The sequence below is a fragment of the Shewanella sp. WXL01 genome (genome assembly GCF_012263345.1).
Classification (GTDB): domain Bacteria; phylum Pseudomonadota; class Gammaproteobacteria; order Enterobacterales; family Shewanellaceae; genus Shewanella; species Shewanella maritima.
This window is the reverse complement of record NZ_JAAIKQ010000002.1, coordinates 180,591-199,727: the sequence shown is the minus strand read 5'-3', so window position 1 is coordinate 199,727 and position 19,137 is coordinate 180,591. Positions and strand designations below refer to the sequence as shown.

General features: G+C 45.0%; 14 protein-coding genes. 7 read left to right on the top strand and 7 right to left on the bottom strand.

Annotated elements, in window-relative coordinates:
* Positions 1 to 6: 6 nt before the first annotated feature.
* Positions 7 to 933: a flagellar motor protein MotB gene (locus tag G3R49_RS06065; protein ID WP_130597791.1), complete on the bottom strand. Its 927-nt coding sequence runs from the start codon at positions 931 to 933 to the stop codon at positions 7 to 9.
* A gap of 3 nt (positions 934 to 936) precedes the next feature.
* Entirely contained in the window at positions 937 to 1,704 is a 768-nt protein-coding gene (pomA, locus tag G3R49_RS06060; RefSeq protein WP_130597792.1) for a flagellar motor protein PomA, read from the bottom strand.
* Positions 1,705 to 2,042: 338 nt separating this feature from the next.
* Between pomA and xseB the strand changes: the two genes are divergently transcribed.
* Genes xseB through dxs form a run of 3 tightly spaced genes read left to right on the top strand, consistent with a single transcriptional unit; the run spans position 2,043 to position 5,128 of the window.
* Complete coding sequence (xseB, locus tag G3R49_RS06055; protein WP_130597793.1) at positions 2,043 to 2,276, top strand: exodeoxyribonuclease VII small subunit; 234 nt, start codon at positions 2,043 to 2,045, stop codon at positions 2,274 to 2,276.
* A gap of 57 nt (positions 2,277 to 2,333) precedes the next feature.
* Positions 2,334 to 3,233 carry a (2E,6E)-farnesyl diphosphate synthase gene (ispA, locus tag G3R49_RS06050; protein ID WP_167869034.1) on the top strand — a complete coding sequence of 300 codons (900 nt, stop codon included), beginning with the start codon at positions 2,334 to 2,336 and terminating at the stop codon, positions 3,231 to 3,233.
* Between the two features lie 20 nt (positions 3,234 to 3,253).
* Positions 3,254 to 5,128 carry a 1-deoxy-D-xylulose-5-phosphate synthase gene (dxs, locus tag G3R49_RS06045; RefSeq protein WP_167869033.1) on the top strand — a complete coding sequence of 625 codons (1,875 nt, stop codon included), beginning with the start codon at positions 3,254 to 3,256 and terminating at the stop codon, positions 5,126 to 5,128.
* Positions 5,129 to 5,513: 385 nt separating this feature from the next.
* On the opposite strand, the gene grpE is transcribed toward dxs, so the two are convergent.
* On the bottom strand, positions 5,514 to 6,134 hold the full coding sequence (grpE, locus tag G3R49_RS06040) for a nucleotide exchange factor GrpE (RefSeq protein WP_130597796.1): 621 nt from the start codon (positions 6,132 to 6,134) through the stop codon (positions 5,514 to 5,516).
* 158 nt (positions 6,135 to 6,292) lie between these two features.
* Here grpE and nadK point away from each other — a divergent pair, with 158 nt between their 5' ends.
* The 3 genes from nadK (at position 6,293) to G3R49_RS06025 (ending at position 12,138) form a co-directional block, all read left to right on the top strand.
* The gene (nadK, locus tag G3R49_RS06035; protein ID WP_167869032.1) at positions 6,293 to 7,171 is read left to right on the top strand and encodes an NAD(+) kinase; all 879 of its coding nucleotides are present in this window, start codon (positions 6,293 to 6,295) and stop codon (positions 7,169 to 7,171) included.
* A 374-nt stretch (positions 7,172 to 7,545) separates the two neighbouring features.
* Positions 7,546 to 9,210: an L-lactate permease gene (locus G3R49_RS06030; protein WP_130597798.1), complete on the top strand. Its 1,665-nt coding sequence runs from the start codon at positions 7,546 to 7,548 to the stop codon at positions 9,208 to 9,210.
* Positions 9,211 to 9,333: 123 nt separating this feature from the next.
* Positions 9,334 to 12,138 (top strand): FAD-binding and (Fe-S)-binding domain-containing protein, encoded by a 2,805-nt coding sequence (locus G3R49_RS06025; protein ID WP_167869031.1) that lies wholly within the window; start codon positions 9,334 to 9,336, stop codon positions 12,136 to 12,138.
* A gap of 182 nt (positions 12,139 to 12,320) precedes the next feature.
* Here G3R49_RS06025 and G3R49_RS06020 read toward each other — a convergent pair whose 3' ends face one another.
* The 4 genes from G3R49_RS06020 to G3R49_RS06005 all read right to left on the bottom strand — a co-directional run bounded on the left by G3R49_RS06020 (position 12,321) and on the right by G3R49_RS06005 (position 17,830).
* Entirely contained in the window at positions 12,321 to 13,340 is a 1,020-nt protein-coding gene (locus G3R49_RS06020; protein WP_167869030.1) for a DUF2955 domain-containing protein, read from the bottom strand.
* Entirely contained in the window at positions 13,330 to 14,487 is a 1,158-nt protein-coding gene (locus G3R49_RS06015) for an HlyD family secretion protein (RefSeq protein ID WP_167869029.1), read from the bottom strand. The genes G3R49_RS06020 and G3R49_RS06015 overlap by 11 nt, the downstream gene beginning before the upstream one ends.
* A gap of 642 nt (positions 14,488 to 15,129) precedes the next feature.
* On the bottom strand, positions 15,130 to 16,356 hold the full coding sequence (locus G3R49_RS06010; RefSeq protein ID WP_167869028.1) for a GTP-binding protein: 1,227 nt from the start codon (positions 16,354 to 16,356) through the stop codon (positions 15,130 to 15,132).
* A 70-nt stretch (positions 16,357 to 16,426) separates the two neighbouring features.
* Positions 16,427 to 17,830 carry a DEAD/DEAH box helicase gene (locus G3R49_RS06005; RefSeq protein ID WP_167869027.1) on the bottom strand — a complete coding sequence of 468 codons (1,404 nt, stop codon included), beginning with the start codon at positions 17,828 to 17,830 and terminating at the stop codon, positions 16,427 to 16,429.
* Between the two features lie 281 nt (positions 17,831 to 18,111).
* Between G3R49_RS06005 and G3R49_RS06000 the strand changes: the two genes are divergently transcribed.
* Entirely contained in the window at positions 18,112 to 18,756 is a 645-nt protein-coding gene (locus G3R49_RS06000) for a peptidylprolyl isomerase (protein WP_167869026.1), read from the top strand.
* Positions 18,757 to 19,137 lie beyond the last annotated feature (381 nt).

Here is a 19,137-nt window from a genome sequence, read left to right as displayed (position 1 = left end):
AGAGCGTTACTGGCCAACAGTGATTTCGTCAGACTCCATCGGCTTGCCCTGCTCAATGGCAATTTCTACGCGGCGATTACGAGCGCGGCTTTGATTAGAATTGTTATCGACGAGCGGTTTGTTTGACGCCTCACCCACAACTTTCATACGCCTCTCATCAAAACCTTCAACCTGCATTAACTCATGGGCGACCGCTACTGCACGTTTAGATGATAAATCCCAGTTTGAACTATAAAGCTCATTATTAATATGCGCGCCATCTGTATGTCCAGATACCGTGATGATCCCCGGCACATCTTTGAGTAGCTCACCAATTGAGCGGACAATCGGTTTAAATTTAGGTTGTAAGAAACCGGAGCCTGAAGCGAATGAGCCCTTCTCACGGATACGAATAATAATTTGCTGACCTAATGACTCGATCTCAATCGCGCCATCAACAATCTCTTCGTTAAGTTGCTCGGCCATCTTTTTGACCTGCTCATTAATATTCTCTTGTGAGGAGGCAGCATCTTTTTTTACAGCTTCTGCAGTTTGCTGCGCCGTGGCAGCGGCATTACCACCACGTTGCTCGCCCGATTGTTTCTGCACACCACCAGCACTTGATTCATCACCGGCTTGATACTCAATAGTTTGCTGAGTCATTTCATTAGTTTGCTGATTGATAATTTCAATCGGGGTTGGGTCAGGTTTACCCGGCCTAAACTCCAGCGCAATTACCGAGGTACCTTTAGGAATGTCTTTTACTTCTACTTTGTTCTGCACACCAAATGCATACTTCATTGAACCTGCAATCTGCTTGAACTTCATTACGTCCATTTCAGAGAACGCCAGCAGCAGCACGAAAAAGCACATCAGCAGCGACATTAAGTCAGCAAAAGTCGCTAGCCATAACGGCGCGCCTGGTGGTGGACAATCGCACTTAGGTTTAGCCATGGGCTATTCCCCGTCCGTAGTATCGATTTGACGAGATTTTTCAGCAAGGTAGTTCTTCAAGAAGCCTTCAATCACACGTGGGTTTTGACCATCTTGAATAGCTAGAACCGCATCCATAATTAGATTGCGATTGAGCAGCTCTTCTTTCATACGTAGTTCAAGTTTGTCTGCCATAGGAATCGCAATCATATTGGCGATCATCGCACCATAAAGTGTGGTTAAAAGTGCTACCGCCATTGATGGACCAATGGTTTTTGGGTCATCCATGCTTGAAAGCATGGCAACCAGACCGACAAGGGTACCAATCATACCCATAGCAGGGGCAACATCACCCATGGCCTTAAAAATACTGACACCAAGTTTGTGACGGTCTTCAGTCAACATGATGTCTTTTTCTAGTGCATTGCGCACCACCTCACCATCATGGCCATCCACCAGCATATCAACCGCTTTTTGCATAAAGCTGTTGGTAATTTGCGCTTCCTCAAGCGCAAGGAAGCCACCTTTACGAGCTGCGTCAGCCATGTTGACTGACTGCTCAATCAAGTCTTCAGGTTTATCAATTTTAAACATGAAGGCTTTCATACCAATTTTAATGGCGCCGAAAAATTGCTTGAGATTGAACTTCATCAAAACCACAAACAGCGAGCCCATGAATACAATCAAGATTGACGCGACATCGACGAAAATACCGATACCACCACTGGTCGCCATCGCACCGAGTACGAATGCGAACGCACCAATTATTCCTATAAGGGTCGCTAAATCCACAATATCTCCTCAACCTGAGCTTATACTTCTAATCTGCCTTGATCATGTTGCTAATGAATACCGCATACAGCGCTATCTGTGACTGTTGTAATAATCAACGTATCCCACACTGATCAGTATTCAGTTTTACGCTGCTGATTTGAATTCTATTTTAGGCTAACAAACAGGTATTACAATTACTTATCGGTAAGATGCGAGGCAAGTTTAGAACTAATTAGCGCTTTGTCATAAAAGTTTCTAAATAAAGCGTGTCCTTGTGCAAATATCCGCCGACTTAATTTGACCACAAGTCGTTGCTGATATACCTTGTCACACGCTGAACTTAAGGGAAAATTATCGTGGCCAAAAAGTTAGAAAGCCTCAGTTTTGAGCAGGCTATTTCAGAGCTAGAACAAATCGTTGACAACTTAGAGCAAGGTGATGTTGCCCTTGATGACGCACTGAAACAATTTGAGCGAGGCATCAAGCTAGTTCGCCAAAGCCAAACTAAGCTTGATCAAGCCCAGCAAAAAGTCTCTATTCTTTTAGATGACGACAGTCAGCTACAAACATTTGAGCCTGACAGCGAATAATCTAACGCGACTAGCAAGCGCATCCATAGTTAGCAATTTAACACGGCAAGGTTTTCAGTGGATACTTCCTCACTTCCTCTTTCTGAGGCGATTAAGCATTACCAAACTCGAGTTGATGCCATTTTGGCAGAGACTATCGATCAACTCGACGACTCAGCTTCACACTTAAAAGCAGCCATGCGCCACGGCGCGCTAATTGGCGGCAAACGCATCAGACCATTTCTAGTTTACTCTGTTGGCGAAATGCTTGGCGCTAAACTTGAGCAACTTGATAGCGCAGCCGCAGCCATTGAGTGCATTCACGCCTACTCTCTTATCCATGATGATTTACCGGCAATGGATGATGACGAGCTACGCCGCGGCAAGCCAACCGTACATATCGCCTTCGATGAGGCGACAGCAATTCTAGCGGGTGACGCGCTGCAAACCTTAGCATTTGAGCTCATTAGCGAACCCAATTCTCAACTGGCACCAGCTCAGCAATTAGCTATGGTTAAAGCCCTAGCAAGAGCCTCTGGCTATGTGGGTATGTGTGGTGGTCAAGCAATTGATCTGAGCTCAACAGACAAGCGTATTGATTTAACAAGACTGACAGAATTACACAATAAGAAAACCGGCGCCCTCATCAGCTGCGCTATTGAACTTGCCCTTATTGCCGCCAGTGCCAGTGAGCTAGAACAAACCGCCATGACTGAGTATGGTCAAGCGCTCGGTTTAGCATTTCAGGTGCAAGATGACATCCTTGATATTACCGCCAGCACTGAAGAGCTTGGTAAGCCACAAGGCAGTGACGAGCAATCAAACAAGAGTACCTTCCCTAAATTAATGGGACTAGAGGGTGCCGAAAACTGTGCTAAGCAACTTGTTGAAGATGCACTATCAGCGCTGACTAATTTGCCTTACAATAACCAGTTAATTAAAAATTTCGCCCGCTATATTGTCGAGCGTAGATTATAAAAAGAGCAGAACTTCCCAATATGAGCTTTGATCATAGCCAATATCCAGTGCTAGCCCGTGCTAATACACCGGAAGAATTAAAACAGATCCCACAAAGCCAGTTAACGCAGCTGTCTGATGAGTTGCGACAGTTTTTACTGCAATCTGTGGGCGCATCAAGCGGACACTTTGCCTCAGGACTAGGCACAGTCGAGCTTACCGTGGCCCTGCATTACGTCTATAACACCCCTTTCGACCGCTTGGTTTGGGATGTCGGTCATCAGGCCTACCCACACAAAATTCTAACCAACCGCCGTGAGCAGATGCATACCATTCGTCAAAAGAACGGCTTGCACCCTTTTCCATGGCGCGAAGAAAGCGAATACGACACCTTTAGCGTTGGCCACTCAGGCACATCAATCAGCGCAGCCTTAGGTATGGCTGTGGCGGCTGAGCGAGAAGGAAAAGGCCGTAAAGTGGTCTCTGTGATTGGCGATGGCGCGCTTACTGGCGGCATGGTGTTTGAAGCCTTGAATCATGCAGGCGATCTGCATGACGACATGCTCGTGGTACTCAACGATAATGAAATGTCAATCTCGGAAAACGTGGGCGCACTGAACAATCACCTCGCGCAACTGATGTCAGGCCGCTTCTACACCACTATTCGCGAAAACTCTAAGCGCGCGCTCAAAGATATGCCAGTTCTGAAAGAAATGGCTAAGCGCACCGAAGAGCATTTAAAAGGCATGGTGGTGCCTGGCACCTTATTTGAAGAGCTTGGCTTTAACTATATCGGCCCGATTGATGGCCATGATGTAAACGGTTTGGTGGATACCTTGCGTAATATGCGCAACTTAAAAGGCCCGCAATTCCTGCACATTATGACCAAAAAAGGTCGCGGTTATGAGCCTGCTGAAAAAGATCCAATCGGCTGGCACGCAGTACCTAAGTTCGACCCATCGCAATTTAAAAAGCCTGCCACTAAACCTGGCTTACCCACCTTTTCACAAGTGTTTGGTAAATTCCTATGTGACATGGCGGCAACCGACAACAAGTTAATGGCAATTACCCCTGCAATGCGTGAAGGCTCAGGCATGGTGGAATTTTCACAAAAATTCCCTAAGCAATACTTTGACGCAGCCATTGCTGAGCAGCACGCGGTAACCCTAGGCGCTGGCTTTGCAGTTGAAGGCTTAAACGCGATTGTGGCGATTTACTCGACCTTTTTGCAGCGTGGTTATGATCAGCTTATTCATGATGTTGCCTTGCAAAAACTGCCGGTACTATTTGCCATTGACCGCGGCGGCATTGTAGGCGCAGATGGCCCAACCCATCAGGGTGCATTTGATTTGAGCTTTATGCGCTGCATTCCAAATATGGTAATTATGGCGCCATCTGATGAAAACGAATGTCGCCAAATGCTATACACTGGCCACATGTATCAAGATGGCCCATGTGCCGTGCGCTATCCTCGCGGCAGTGCAACAGGTGCTGAGCAAGTTGAGCAAATGACGGCAATTGAAATCGGTAAAGGTGTGCTAAGACGCCAAAGCGAGGCTAAAAAAGTTGCCATGCTTAACTTTGGTACCACGCTTGCGGCAACGTTAGCTGCTGCCGAGCAGTTAGATGCCTCGGTTGCTGATATGCGCTTTGTTAAGCCAATTGACGAAGCGTTAGTGCTTGAGCTCGCTAACAGCCATGACGTTATTGTTACCGTAGAAGAAAACGCCATTATGGGCGGCGCCGGCTCTGGCGTTCTGGAGTTATTGCAAAAGCATAAAATCACCAAGCCAGTGCTACAAATTGGTCTGCCAGATGAGTTCATTAAGCACGGTGCTCCAAATGAGATTATCGCAGAGCTTGAACTTGATGCCGCGGGTATCGAAAAACAAGTTCGTGCTTATTTAGCTAAGTAAAAGAGTAGATAAGTAGAGCTGGGTAGCGAACCGCTACCTATGTTTATAAGGCCCTAGCATTATGCTGGGGCTTTTTCGTTTTCGAACGAGAAAGGTTGCCTTACTTGAGCAGCTAAAGTTAAAGCATATAGTTGTGATGACATTTAAAGCCGTTGAAAACATGGATGTTTTCGTTGAGTCCACAAGGAAGTGTACACGACGTGCTTTAAATGTCATTGCAACGGGAGCTAATTATAAAAACTGCCACAACAGGAAACACTGGAATTTTCAGGCCAAGCCTAATCGAATGATAACCACCTACTGAAGTAGGAGGTGGTTTAAAGACCAAAAACAAAAAACCGAGCCTAAGCTCGGTTTTTCACTCAATCATAAATGCCCTAGAAAATTATGCTTGGGTATCTACACTGCCGCCACCTTGTGACACCATTACCATTGCTGGGCGCAATAGGCGGTCATTTAACAGGTAACCTTTTTGCATTACCATCATCACCTTGTTCGCTGGGAACTCAGCACTTGGCTGCATACCGATAGCCTGGTGGTGATCTGGATTAAAGTCTTCACCTTGTGGGTCAACTTGTTTCACACCAAACTTCTCAACGGTAGTTAAGAAACCTTTCATGGTTAGCTCAACCCCCTCATGGATAGCTTTGGTTGCTTCATCATCAGCACTGGTGCCTTGAAGCGCGCGCTCCATGTTGTCGATAACAGGTAGTAGCTCGTTAGCGAACTTTTCTAAAGCAAACTTACGTGCTTTTTCAACATCTTGTGCCGCACGAGTACGGATATTTTGTGTTTCCGCCGCTGCACGTAGCTCTACGTCTTTACGCTCAGCAAGCTGCGCTTGAGTCTCTGCAAGCTGTTGCTCTAACTCTTCGATACGGAAATTAGCTTGAGTTAATTCATCCGTTACGCTCTCGACTGTGGCTTCACCCGTCTCAACTTCTACTTCAGTTGCTACCACTTCTTCTACTTGCTCCTGAGAGGCAGTGTTTGACTCGTTGCTCATTTTCACTCCAGCTAAAAATGCTCTTTTAAAAATTCATTCAATAATACCTGAGATATTCGCCAGACTCTGAGGTCGAACACTCACACATTAGGCTAGTTTGGGTATATTATGGGGATCAATTTTACGCTTTCAAGGCTTTAGGCCAATCAAATTCATTTATGAGCAAAAAGTTTCAAACCATTGGATTAATAGGTAAGCCTCACCATAAAGGTACCAACCTTACCTTAAAGCGTCTACATCACTGGCTTTCTATGCAAGGCTATAAGGTCATCGTTGAGCAGCGGGTTGCTATGGAGCTTGGCAGCAATGTTGAATCAATGGACTTACTGGAAATGGGTAAGCTATGCGATCTTGCCGTTGTAGTAGGTGGTGACGGTAATATGCTTGGCGCGGCTCGCGTGCTCGCTCGCTTTGATGTTGCTGTAATTGGCGTGAACCGCGGTAACCTTGGATTTTTAACCGACCTACCTCCTGATGGCTTTGAAGACACACTCGCAAAAGTACTCGAAGGCGAGTTTGAAACCGAGCACCGCTTTTTACTTGAAGCCGAGGTGCATCGCCATAGCAAAATTACCTCTAGCAATACTGCCGTTAACGAAGCTGTGCTTCACCCAGGTAAAATTGCCCATATGATCCAATTTGAGGTCTATATCGATGAGCAATTCATGTACAGCCAACGAGCTGACGGTATGATTGTCTCCACCCCAACAGGCTCAACTGCCTACTCGCTTTCTGCAGGCGGCGCGATATTAACTCCAAATCTGCAAGCGATGATCTTAGTGCCGATGTTCCCACATACGTTATCGTGTCGACCTATCGTGGTTGACGCCTGCAGCACGATTAAGCTTGTGGTGTCACCAAACAATGGTGAAAACCTAGAGGTCAGCTGTGATGGCCACGTGCACCTCGCGGTCCTGCCAGGCGATGAAATCATTATTCGCCGCTCTGAAGAGCGCCTAAGACTCATTCACCCTAAAGGTCATAACTACTTCCATGTATTGCGCAACAAACTTGGCTGGGGTTCTAAGCTTTTTTAAGACTATTTTAGGATTTGTTAGCTAGCATCGAATCGCTTCACCTACTTGAATACCCATAAAGGTATACAAGGTGTTTTACGGCAATATAGGCCGATAAGCAATAATTCTAACTAAAATCACTTTTATAACTTTTTTACCTAGTTAGCTGATTAAAGTCAGCACAACCAGCGTGATCGAGATCACATCGAATAAGGAGCAGAATCGAGTTACTTCACACTTTACTAATGTTGCATAGTTGAAACAATTTCGAATGATCTTGATCAATTTATTAATAAGGCAAATGTCGTCTATTACATGCACCTTTTGACTCGGTAACCTTTTATTAACCGTCGTCAAAAACAAATACCCTTAAATGTACTCAAATAGAGGTACGTATGACTACAATACAACTTCTAGCAAGCCTAACACCTGTGATCAGTGTACTGGTGTTCTTAGTATTGCTAAAACTTCCTGCTTCAAAGGCTATGCCAATTTCTATGGTGGCAACAGCACTCGCTGCAGTATTTGTATGGCAGATGGACAGCGGCTTTTTAGCTGCATCTGTCGTTGAAGGTTTACTCTCCGCCCTTACCCCACTAAGCATCATCTTTGGTGCAGTTTTCTTACTAAATACCCTAAAATACTCAGGCGCCATGGATACCATCCGCGCCGGCTTTACCAATATTAGTAGCGATGCTCGTGTGCAGGTCATTATTATTTGTTGGCTGTTTGGTTCATTTATTGAAGGCTCTGCTGGTTTTGGCACACCTGCAGCCATCGGCGCGCCTCTGCTTGTACTGCTAGGTGTACCACCTATTGCAGCGGCAGTTGTGGCATTAATCGCTGACTCTACCTCTGTATCATTCGGCGCAATTGGCTTACCTGTGCTATTTGGTATGGAGCAAGGTTTAACCGAAGGTGGCGTCAACATGGCCGCGGCGCAAATTGCCGAGCATGGTGGCAGTTTTGCCGACTTTGCCCAATATATTGCAATGCACATGATCACCATCGATCTGATCACAGGCTCTTTGCTGCCACTGGTACTAGTGTGTGTGTTAACCGGCTTCTTTGGCAAAAACAAATCCTTTAAAGAAGGCCTTGAAATTTGGAAGTTTGCCCTATTCTCAGGCTTAGCCTTTACCGTACCAGCTTGGTTAATTAACTATTTCGCCGGCCCTGAATTCCCGTCTGTCATTGGCGCACTGGTTGGTATGGCAATTGTTATTCCAGTAGCGAAAAAAGGTTACTTATTACCAGAGAAAGCCTGGAACGATTTCGAGAAAACTGCTGAAGATGACAACAGCGACACCAAAGCCTTTGCTGGTAATCCTGGAACTGAGGTTAAATTCAGTCAGGTAGCAGCATGGTCTCCATATATCATTATGGCAGCACTGCTAGTGTTATCTCGTGTAATCGAACCATTTAAAAGCTTCCTAACCAGCTTTAACATCAGCTGGACCAATCTATTAGGCACAGAGCTTAAAGCGGGTTTTGCGACCTTCTATGCGCCAGGTATTTTCTTCGTGGTGGTGTGTTTAGTTGGCTTTGTACTGTTTAAAATGAACAGTAAAAGCATCAAACAGTCGTTCACGACTTCTTGTAGTTCTATGTTGCCAACCATTATCTCCCTGGGTGCGTCAGTACCTATGGTGAAAATCTTCCTTAACTCAGGCCAAAATGATGCAGGTCTTGAGTCTATGCCCGTTGCACTTGCAGATTTACTCGCTTCATCAATGGGCGCAATTTGGGCGTGGATGGCGCCAGTTGTGGGTATTTTCGGTGCCTTCTTATCTGGCTCTGCCACCTTCTCAAACATGATGTTCTCAGGCCTTCAGTATTCTGTTGCTGACAATATCGGCATGAACCATGCCCTAGTGCTCGCCCTGCAAGGAATTGGTGCTAATGCTGGCAACATGATGTGTGTGATGAACGTAGTGGCTGCTGCAACCGTTGTGGGAATGGCCGGCCGCGAATCTGAAATCATCCGTAAAACCATGCCGGTTGCACTTCTCTATGCATTTACTGCCGGCACAATTGCAATGATTTGGGGTGGTTTCTAACTAACGCCTACACTTATAGATATGTCGTGCAACTAGTCATTGATGAGGCTAGTTGCTAAATCTTGGTTTGAGTCGAATCTAAGTGCCGTTTGACTCAAACTCACACCTGTATTGAGAAAAACTATGTCGATTAATTATCAAACCGTCATGGATGAGCTTGTAGTTGTACTTGGTAAGGATGCCGTAAGTAACGATCCAGTGCGCCGTTTCGCCTGGTCTACCGATGCAAGCTATTTTCGAATCGTGCCAGAAATTGTGGTGCATGCCGATAATGTAGAGCAAGTAAAACAAACACTAACCATTGCCCGTAACCATCAAGCGCCTGTCACTTACCGTGCTGCTGGTACCAGCCTTTCAGGCCAAGCTATTGGTGAAGGCATCTTGCTAATCTTAGGTCACGATGGCTTTAGAAAAATTGAAATTAGTGATGATGCAAACCTAGTAACACTTGGTACCGCTGTAATTGGCGCTGATGCCAACGCAGCGCTTAAACCGCTTAACAAAAAAATTGGTCCAGACCCAGCAACTTTATCTGCCTGTAAAATTGGCGGTATTGTTGCCAACAATGCCTCTGGTATGTGCTGTGGCACCGCGCAAAATTCCTATCAAACCATCAAGTCAGCCAAACTAGTATTTGCTGATGGCACAGAGTTGGATACAGGCTGTGAGCAATCAAAAGCCGCGTTTGCAGCAAGCCATGCTGACATGCTCAAATCATTGGCTGACCTTGCGCAGATGACGCAAAACAATCCGACCTTAGCAGCGCGTATTAACAAGAAGTTCGCTATCAAAAACACCACTGGCTACTCAATCAATGCCTTAGTGGATTACAGCGAACCGTTTGACTTAATTAACCACTTAATTGTGGGCTCTGAAGGTACACTCGCCTTTGTTAATGAGGTGACCTACCACACGGTAGAAGAAGCTAAATGCAAGGCATCTGCCCTAGCGGTATTTTTCAACATGGAAGATGCGGCAAAAGCGGTGCCGCCATTAGACATCCACGAAGTGGCAGCTGTTGAGCTGCTTGACTGGGCATCGATTAAAGCAGTAACCGGCAAGCCAGGCATGCCTGAGTGGTTATCTGAGCTACCACAAGGCGCAGCAATTTTGCTTATCGAATGCCGCGCTAACGATAGCGAAACCTTGAATAACTACACTCAAACTGTAGTTGAGAAAATTGCCCACATTCAAACAGAGCGTCCAATTGAATTTAGTGATGACCCTGCGGTATTTGGTGAGTACTGGGCAATGCGCTCAGGGCTATTCCCAATTATTGGTGGCGAGCGCGCAAAAGGCACCTCAGTCATCATTGAAGATGTAGCGTTTGAACTACCGCACCTTGCACAAGCTGCCGCAGACTTAACCGAACTATTCCACAAACACGGCTACCCAGAAGGCGTGATTTATGGTCACGCTCTAGCAGGTAACTTCCACTTCATCATTACGCCAACTTTCTCGAGTGAAGCTGACATTCAGCGCTTCCACGACTTTATGCAAGATGTGGCTGAGATGGTAATCAACAAATACGACGGCTCAATGAAAGCCGAGCATGGTACTGGCCGTGCTGTGGCACCGTTTGTTGAAATGGAATGGGGTGCAGATGCTTACACCTTGATGAAGCAAATCAAGCACATCTTTGACCCAACGAACTTACTAAACCCTGGCGTCATTTTAAATGACGATACCGAAATTCACGTTAAAAACATCAAGCCATGCCCAGTGGTTGATGACTATGTTGACCGCTGTATTGAGTGTGGTTTCTGTGAAAAGACCTGCCCTACATCGGCGTTAAACTTCTCGCCGCGCCAACGTATTGCGACCCTGCGTGAAATTGAACGTCTAGAGCAAAGTGGTGATAAGCAAGCCGCGGAGCAAATGCGCGCAGATGCTAAGTATGATGTGATTGATACCTGCGCCGCTTGTCAGCTGTGTACCATTGCCTGCCCTGTCGATAACTCTATGGGTAATTTAGTACGCAAACTGCGCACGCCATACATCACCACGACAGAGCAAAAGGTATTGGACTTCCAAGCCAAGCACTTTGGCGCGGTTAATCAGGTGATCAGCACAGGTTTCGATGCGCTCGATATTATCCACAAAGTCACTGGCGATGGCGTCACTAAAGCCATTATGGATGTTGGCCGTAAGGTATCTAAAGAAGTCCCTTACTGGAACCCTGATTTCCCTAAAGGCGGCAAGCTAGCGAAAACTGCGCCAGTAGACCCAAGCAAACCAAGCGTGGTTTACTTCCCAGCTTGTGGCGGTCGTACATTTGGTCCAACGCCAAAAGATCCGGATAATCGAACGCTACCAGAAGTGGTAGTGACCTTACTTGAACGTAACGGCTACAACGTCATCACCCCAGATAACACGCGCAGCCTGTGTTGCGGTCAAATGTGGGAGTCAAAGGGCGACTTTAAAAACGCCGATGCTAAACGCGATGAGTTGATTGATGCGCTAGCTGAGCTATCTGACAACGGCAAAGTGCCAGTGGTTGTCGATGCACTATCTTGTACCTACCGCGCCCTAACAGGCAACCCAAAGGTCGAGCTGCTGGACTTGGTTGAGTTTATGCATGATGAGTTGCTGCCAAAAATGCAAATCACTAAGAAGTCGAGCATTACTCTGCATCAAGGTTGTAGCGCCCGTAAGATGAAGCTTGAGCCGAAACTGCAGGGTATTGCAGAAGCTTGCGCTGAGCAAATCGTTGAGCCAGAGGGCGTTTATTGTTGTGGTTACGCCGGTGAGAAAGGTTTGTATAAGCCTGAAATTAACGCCAGCGCCCTGCGAAATATTAAAAAGCTAATCCCTACTGAAACGAAAGAAGGTTATTACGCTAACCGTATGTGTGAAGTGGGCTTAACTCAGCACAGCGGCATTCCATATCGCCACCTGGTGTATCTACTGGAAGAGTGTACGCGTTAACTAAGCCTAGTCTTGCTTTAACTCAATAACAAAACAGCCGCTTGAGCAATCAAGCGGCTGTTTTATTCTTAGGTTAATTTAGGCTGGTATACTTTGCGGCTCTATTAGTAACCCAAAAACTGAATGCAACTAAAACGCAGCATTGTTTAGCCAAATATAAGGCACTAAGCAAGCCGCGCTACTCACAAGGATTGTTGCTGTAAAAACTTCCACTGCCGAGTTTCTAGAAAGTAGGCGGTAGCGATCATATAAACACTGGTTAAGACCAACTGTACAATTCTAACCCACATGTTATTGCCTATATCGCCACTACTCATGAGTGTGTTACCGAGTAAAACTAATACCGTCGAAAACGCTGTGGCATAAACAGCGCCTTTACTTGGTTCAGTATAGATTTTTGTTGAAACAATCAGCGCCAAAAATGTAATGAAAATCACGTAGAAACCAAGAGTCGCATTAAGACCTAAGATAACAAAAGCCACAACGGCAATCGCACCACCTATAGCGTTGCTTAAAACTAAAAAAGAACTCAATTTGACGGAATTTTCTTTGGTTATCATAAGCGAGAACACAGCGATAAACATCATAGTAAGTAGTGCTTGAGAGATTTGAAAAACGAAAAAGAAACAAACAACAGGAAATGAAATCAACATTGCTCTAACTGTGGTATACCACCTCTGGTTAGTGGTTAGCATAGGAGCTGGTTCAGCCGTTCGTTCACTAACATCAGGCATCAATATATGCATCAATGCGAATATTGCTACCGCAACAACTCCAGAAACTACTAGACCAAACGCCAGAAACAATGATGCTGATGGACTCGACATTGCGACAAAAGGTAGCATCAAAATGGCAATAATAAGCATGGTCGCAAACAAATTCCATTTAGGGTTCGTAAATAAGAAATACCCCCAAAGCATCATCAAACCAACAAGGCACATTAAAGCTACGGGATACTCCGTAATCCCCCTAGATAAAACAAGACCTAAAGCCATGGTCACAATCATTGCTATCAATAACTCATAAACGGTTGCCCAGTTATATGTTGGCTTATCTAACAAGAACTTTGCTGTAAATACTGGAGCGACGAATGCCAACGGCCAGTCGATCCATGCAGCTAGAAATACCGCAAGCCCCACTCCAAAGGCATAGCGAAAAATGCTAAGTTCGAGTTGTCTTTGTGCTTGAGCGTTATCTTGCATACGACAAATAACTCACAACGCGGATCCAAAACTTACCCAATGTGTTGAAGAACCAATTATCGTCGGTATAAACGATGACATCTGCTTGACCGCCTATTCTCAGCACGCCTTTAGCTTCGTTACGCTCAAACTCTATAGTGATTGGTAACATTTGCGTTTGCCTTAACCAACCGGTTTGGGTAGAGGCTTCAGCAAGTTTTCCCGCCTGATTGCTTTGACCCCAATCTATTCCCCAGTCGACACTCGACACCTTGCCTTTAATTATTTTTCCAGGCGCAAAGTCTAATGCTATTTCAACAGGATCGCCGACTTTTACATTTCCAAGGCTATTTTCCCTAAAATAAGCTTCCACCCACAGGCTTTCGGTTGACACAAAAGTCATTAAAGGCTGCCCCACCGAGGCATAAAACCCTTCAGACAAACTAAAGTTAGAAACACCACCATCTGTTGGCGCCTTTATCACACATCGTTCTAAATTAAGATGTGCTTGTTCTAGTGCTAACAGTGCAGACTTAACCTGAGTGTTTTCCTCACCATCACTACCTAGTTGCTGCTTAGCTCTCTCTAAATCAGCCTCGGCGTTCAGTACATTCGCCCTTGCCGTAGCCAACTTTGCTCTTGCATCGTCCGCCTCAGCATTTGAAATAACGCCTCTTTCTGACATCGCGAGCAAACGCTTAGTTTGTAGCTCTATCGCTTCTTTTTCTACGTTTGCACTAGTTAATCGAGCTTGAGCAGACGCAATACTCGCAGTCTGTGCTCCAACTTGTTGTCCGGCAAGTTCAAGGCTCTGCTTTGCTTGAGCAACAGCTATTTCATAATCTGCGGGGTTTAGCTTAACTAATACGTCACCACGATTGATAAGCTGGTTAGGCTGAACAAGAATATCCATCACTTGTCCCGATACCTGTGGCTTAATCGGCACAACGTAACCCTTGATACGAGCATTGTCAGTGATAGGAATTATGCGATCAGCGATCATACTAAACACAATCATCACGCCAATCAGCAAGAGTAAATAGTTCGTGAGCTTACGAACTTTTTCTGGCTTCTGTGCAATAGCTTCAGCGTCTTTACCTTGCTCTATAACATCTGATCCAGATTCTGCTTCTGAGAGGTTAGCTAATTCGCTACTTTTTTCTTTCATAAAATCAGCCTAAAAAAATTGATTTATCATTAATCAATAGATGAACTTGCACGAAATAACAATCTTGATAGTAACTAGCCAATATGAAACTAGGGGCTACAATAAAATTCGTGTTATCAAAGCATTAGTTCCAAAGGAAAGTATATCGTGAACCTACGGGATATGAGTAATAGGCAGCGAAGGATTCTTGATTTCCTAAATAAGAACAACACTCAATAACATAAGCAAACAGTATAGCTGACAGGCAAGATTGTATTTAAACACACAATAAAACTATGCCTTAGTTGTAATTTTGAAATCTAACTATTGCCTTAGGACTGCGTAATTCCAAAGGAGCTGGCTATGCAAGATGAGTCTATGCTGCCGAAAAACAAACTATCGTGGTGACAATATTTACCTGAACTGATAACTATTTTTTACCATTGAGGTAGAGCCTATTTCATTCACCATCTACGGCCAATATTCAGGCAATACATCTGCGTTTCTATTAGTCTAGTGGTTAGTGGCAGTTAGTGGCAGTTAACTGCATTGAACCATCCAATGCAGTAGATGGTTCAAAATTGAAAGGAAAAGTACCAAAAGCTAGAAGTACGCAACAAACTGAAACTTAACTTTAAGCCAGCTGGTGACACAGTGTTATGACTAATGCCCGCCGACACAGGTTAGCAAACTTTGTTCAAGCTCCTTGTCATCGAGAGGTTTATCGCTGATCAGCTCGATACGCGAGTCTAGCGCATCATCAATCTCAGACAGTGACAAAGCGCCATCAGCATAATTAACCCCAAGAATACCGTCATAGGTAATGACCACCGCTTTAAAACGCAGCACATCAGCTTGCTTTAGGCGTTCAACCCAAGACATAACGCGCTCAAAACCAAAGCTTACTTCTGGCGAAAACACCCAACCGATGCTCGCAAATTCGCCTTGCTGCTGAGAAAAGCGGTGGAAGATTTCACCTTGCCAGTCGAACTCAGCAAGCTCTGTTGGGGCCACTGCATTACTGGGCTTGAACAAGCTAATATCCTGATGACTTGGCACCTGCAACAACTTTGGCTTAACCTGCGGTACACGTTTGGCAAAGGCACTAGGCTGATTTAATAGGTCATAAATCTGCTCAAAACCACTTTGCAACTGCACATCATTAACCAGATGACTGGCAAATTGCCCGTCGGTACTCACAACGTTTTCTGCATCAACCCGGTACAAGTCACTACTCAGTAATTGCTGCGTAGCGCCGCAGCCAATACTGTCTAACCATTGACTTAGCTGCGCGGCCTCATCTGCTTGATACAGACTGTCTTTACTAACCAAAATACAATCCGCCACTTTGGCTTGGTCGATAAATATCTCATGGCTGGTATAACGCTCGTCAGCCACTTTGCGGGCATCTACCAAGGTAATCACTTTGCCAAGGGAAATAATCGGCTTAAAGAACTCGTTTTGCAGGGTTTGCAGGATCTCTTTGGGATGCCCAAGCCCTGTGGGCTCAATCAAAATTCTATCTGGCTTGGCTTGTTGGATAAGCTGATTAATTGCCACTTGCGCAGGCAAACCCGCCGCGCAGCATAAACAGCCGCCGGGCACTTGCTTAATCGCCACCTGTCCTTGATTAGTATTTGCTTGTTGCGCTTTAGTTTGAGAGCTTCCGGTTTGAGCACTTCCGTTTTGGCTGTTGATGGTATGGGAACTGCCTGTTTTCTTACAAGCTAGAAGCTCTGCATCGATACCGACTTGGCCAAACTCGTTAACCAGAACAGCCCAAGTTTCGTCCTCGGGTCGATTCGCCAATAATTGCTGGATTAGCGTGGTCTTACCCACACCTAAAAAACCGGTAATAACATTGGTTTTAATTGTTTTTGCTATGCGCATGACATCCCTTTAGTCATAAGCTCATCTTTGGAACTAATTATTAATTTTAGCTGCAAATACGCATTATTCTCTAGCCTTTGTTAGATGCGTATTTGCCTTGACGACTAGGCTTACTTTTTCCTTTGCTATCTGCGCCACTTTTACCATTGCTAGCTGCGCTACCAGAGCGATTTGTTTTATTACCTGAAGCAAACTTGCCTTTTTTGCCGTGCGTGTGTTTAGTACCTTTAAACTTACCGTTCTTACCCGATGAACTTTTACCGCTCGCCCTTTTACCTTCAGCACTGCTATCTAAATTTAATTCACGATACCTTGCAGGCATAGGCGCGCCAGGCTCATAGCCTTTTGGAATAACAACCGGAATAGTTTGTTCTATTAAAGCTTCAATTTCAGCAAATTTAGATTTTTCTTGTTCACTGAAAAAAGTCATGGCTTCACCTGATAAGCCTGCGCGACCGGTGCGACCTACGCGGTGAACAAAGTCTTCTAGCTCTTCAGGCAATTCAAAGTTAATCACCCTTGGCAGCGCTTCAATATCGATGCCGCGGGCAGCTAAATCAGTGGCAATAAGTGCCCGAATTTTGCCTGCTTTAAATTCATCTAATGCGCGATTGCGTGCACCCTGAGTTTTATCGCCATGAAACACAGCGGCGCTGATACCATCAAGTTTTAGTTCAGACACTAAAAACTCTGCCGACTCTTTACTGCTAACAAAAACCATCGATTGCTGCCAATTGTATTTACCAATTAGCTCAGACAACAACTCAGCCTTACGGCGTTTATCAAGCTTAAATGCCTTATGAGTAATTTGTTTAGTGGTCGCTTCACTTTTAATGTTCACTAAGGCGGGTTGTTCAAGCATATTCTTGGCAAGCTGCTCCACGGCTTGAGAATAAGTCGCCGAAAACATCATGGTTTGATGCTGCAGGTTGACTAAACGGCGCACCTTTTCGATATCTTTAACAAAGCCCATGTCTAACATACGGTCTGCTTCATCAATAACCAGATGCACCACTTGCGATAGATCTAACTGATATTGACCAACAATGTCGAATAAGCGTCCAGGGGTTGCCACCAAAATATCAATGCCTTGCGCTAATGCTTTGCGCTGCGGGTTAATACTCGCACCACCATAAACTGCCAGTGAGCGATAAGGAAGATGCTTGCCATAATCACTAAAGCACTGCTGAATTTGAATCGCTAACTCACGGGTTGGCGTCATCACCAACACCCGCACGGCTCGGCCATGACTTAGCTCAGTTTGCTGGGCAACATCGTTCACTTCAAGCTGCTGCAGAGTCGACAACGCAAATGCAGCGGTTTTACCCGTGCCAGTTTCAGCGCTTGCCAACACATCTTGTCCGTCAACAGCAACAGGAATAACGCGCTGCTGTACTGGCGTGGGCTGCTGGTAACCCACTTCTTCAATGGCTTTTAAGATGGTTGGCGATAAAGGCAAAGATTGAAACGACATGCATCAGACTCGATAAAAAATACAAAGGGTTATTGTAACGGGTTCTGCTGGGTAACTTCAGCTTTAAGGCAAATTATTTGCACGATTATATCAATAGCGAACAGGGGTAACTTTAAAATATAACTTCAAGCAACCTTGAGGTAACAATTTGTATCCAAACGTGTTTTGTGAATTGAAGCACAAACCTAACTCAGGCAACATTTGCCCAACACTTTTTGCAGCTGTTCATGACGGTGTGAAAAGTGCTCACTTATTTCCTGCAGTTATGGATAACATCACCAATGAAAACTCAAACAATAACAACTAGTTTACCCTTAAAAACCTGCTTAACGCTTGCGCTTATCGGCCTGCTTACAGCTTGTGGTGGCTCAGATTCAAGCGACCCTGAGCCGCAACCAGTAATGTTAAGCATCGATCACTGCTTTGTTATGTCAACCACTGAGGGCGACATGACATTAGGTATCGACACCACTAACACCCCAATTACTGGTCAAAACTTTATCGATTATGTTAAAGATGGCTTTTACGATGGTACGATTTTCCATCGCATCGTTAATAACTTCGTCAACCAAGGCGGTGGATTAACAGCAGACTACAGCTTTAAAACCACCAATGACCCAATCAAAAATGAATCAAGCGTTGGTCTCAAGAATGAGCGTGGCACCATAGCGATGGCGCGCACTCAGTCGCTTGACTCAGCAACAGCGCAGTTTTTCTTTAATATTCACGACAATGCAAACCTCGACTATCCAAGCCAAGGCGGCTACGCCGTATTCGGTAAGATCTTAGAAGGAATTGAGATCATGGATATGATGAATGCTGTGACAACGGAAACCAAGACAATTGGTGAGTTCAGCTTTCAAGACGCCCCAGTGGATAATATTGTCATTAACTCTGTGACAGCAACAACTTGCCCGGCAAACTAGTCTATTTAACCTGAGGTCGGGGTAAGGAAGTGTCGATAGCTATCTTGAACAGTGCTATACCAAGATTTATGTTTCTAGCGAGATAGTTTTGTTTAGTTCAAGGCGGAGCTGCGCGTCAATAGCTAGTCTATTGCAAGTGGCTTCAACACAGAAATAACCAAAACTAGCCGTTAGAAACCGTTTTATTATCCCGAATTCAGGTTAATTACTACGCATAACTGGTTTATAGTTTCATACCAGTGATTCTCGCTGGATAAACCGTCAAACAGCAATACATTGTCTATGCCAGAATCGAGGTTCTGGCATTTTTTATGCGCAAAAATGCCATATGGTTAACAAATTACAATCAATTACCTCTAAAGTGATAATCTGGCAACAATT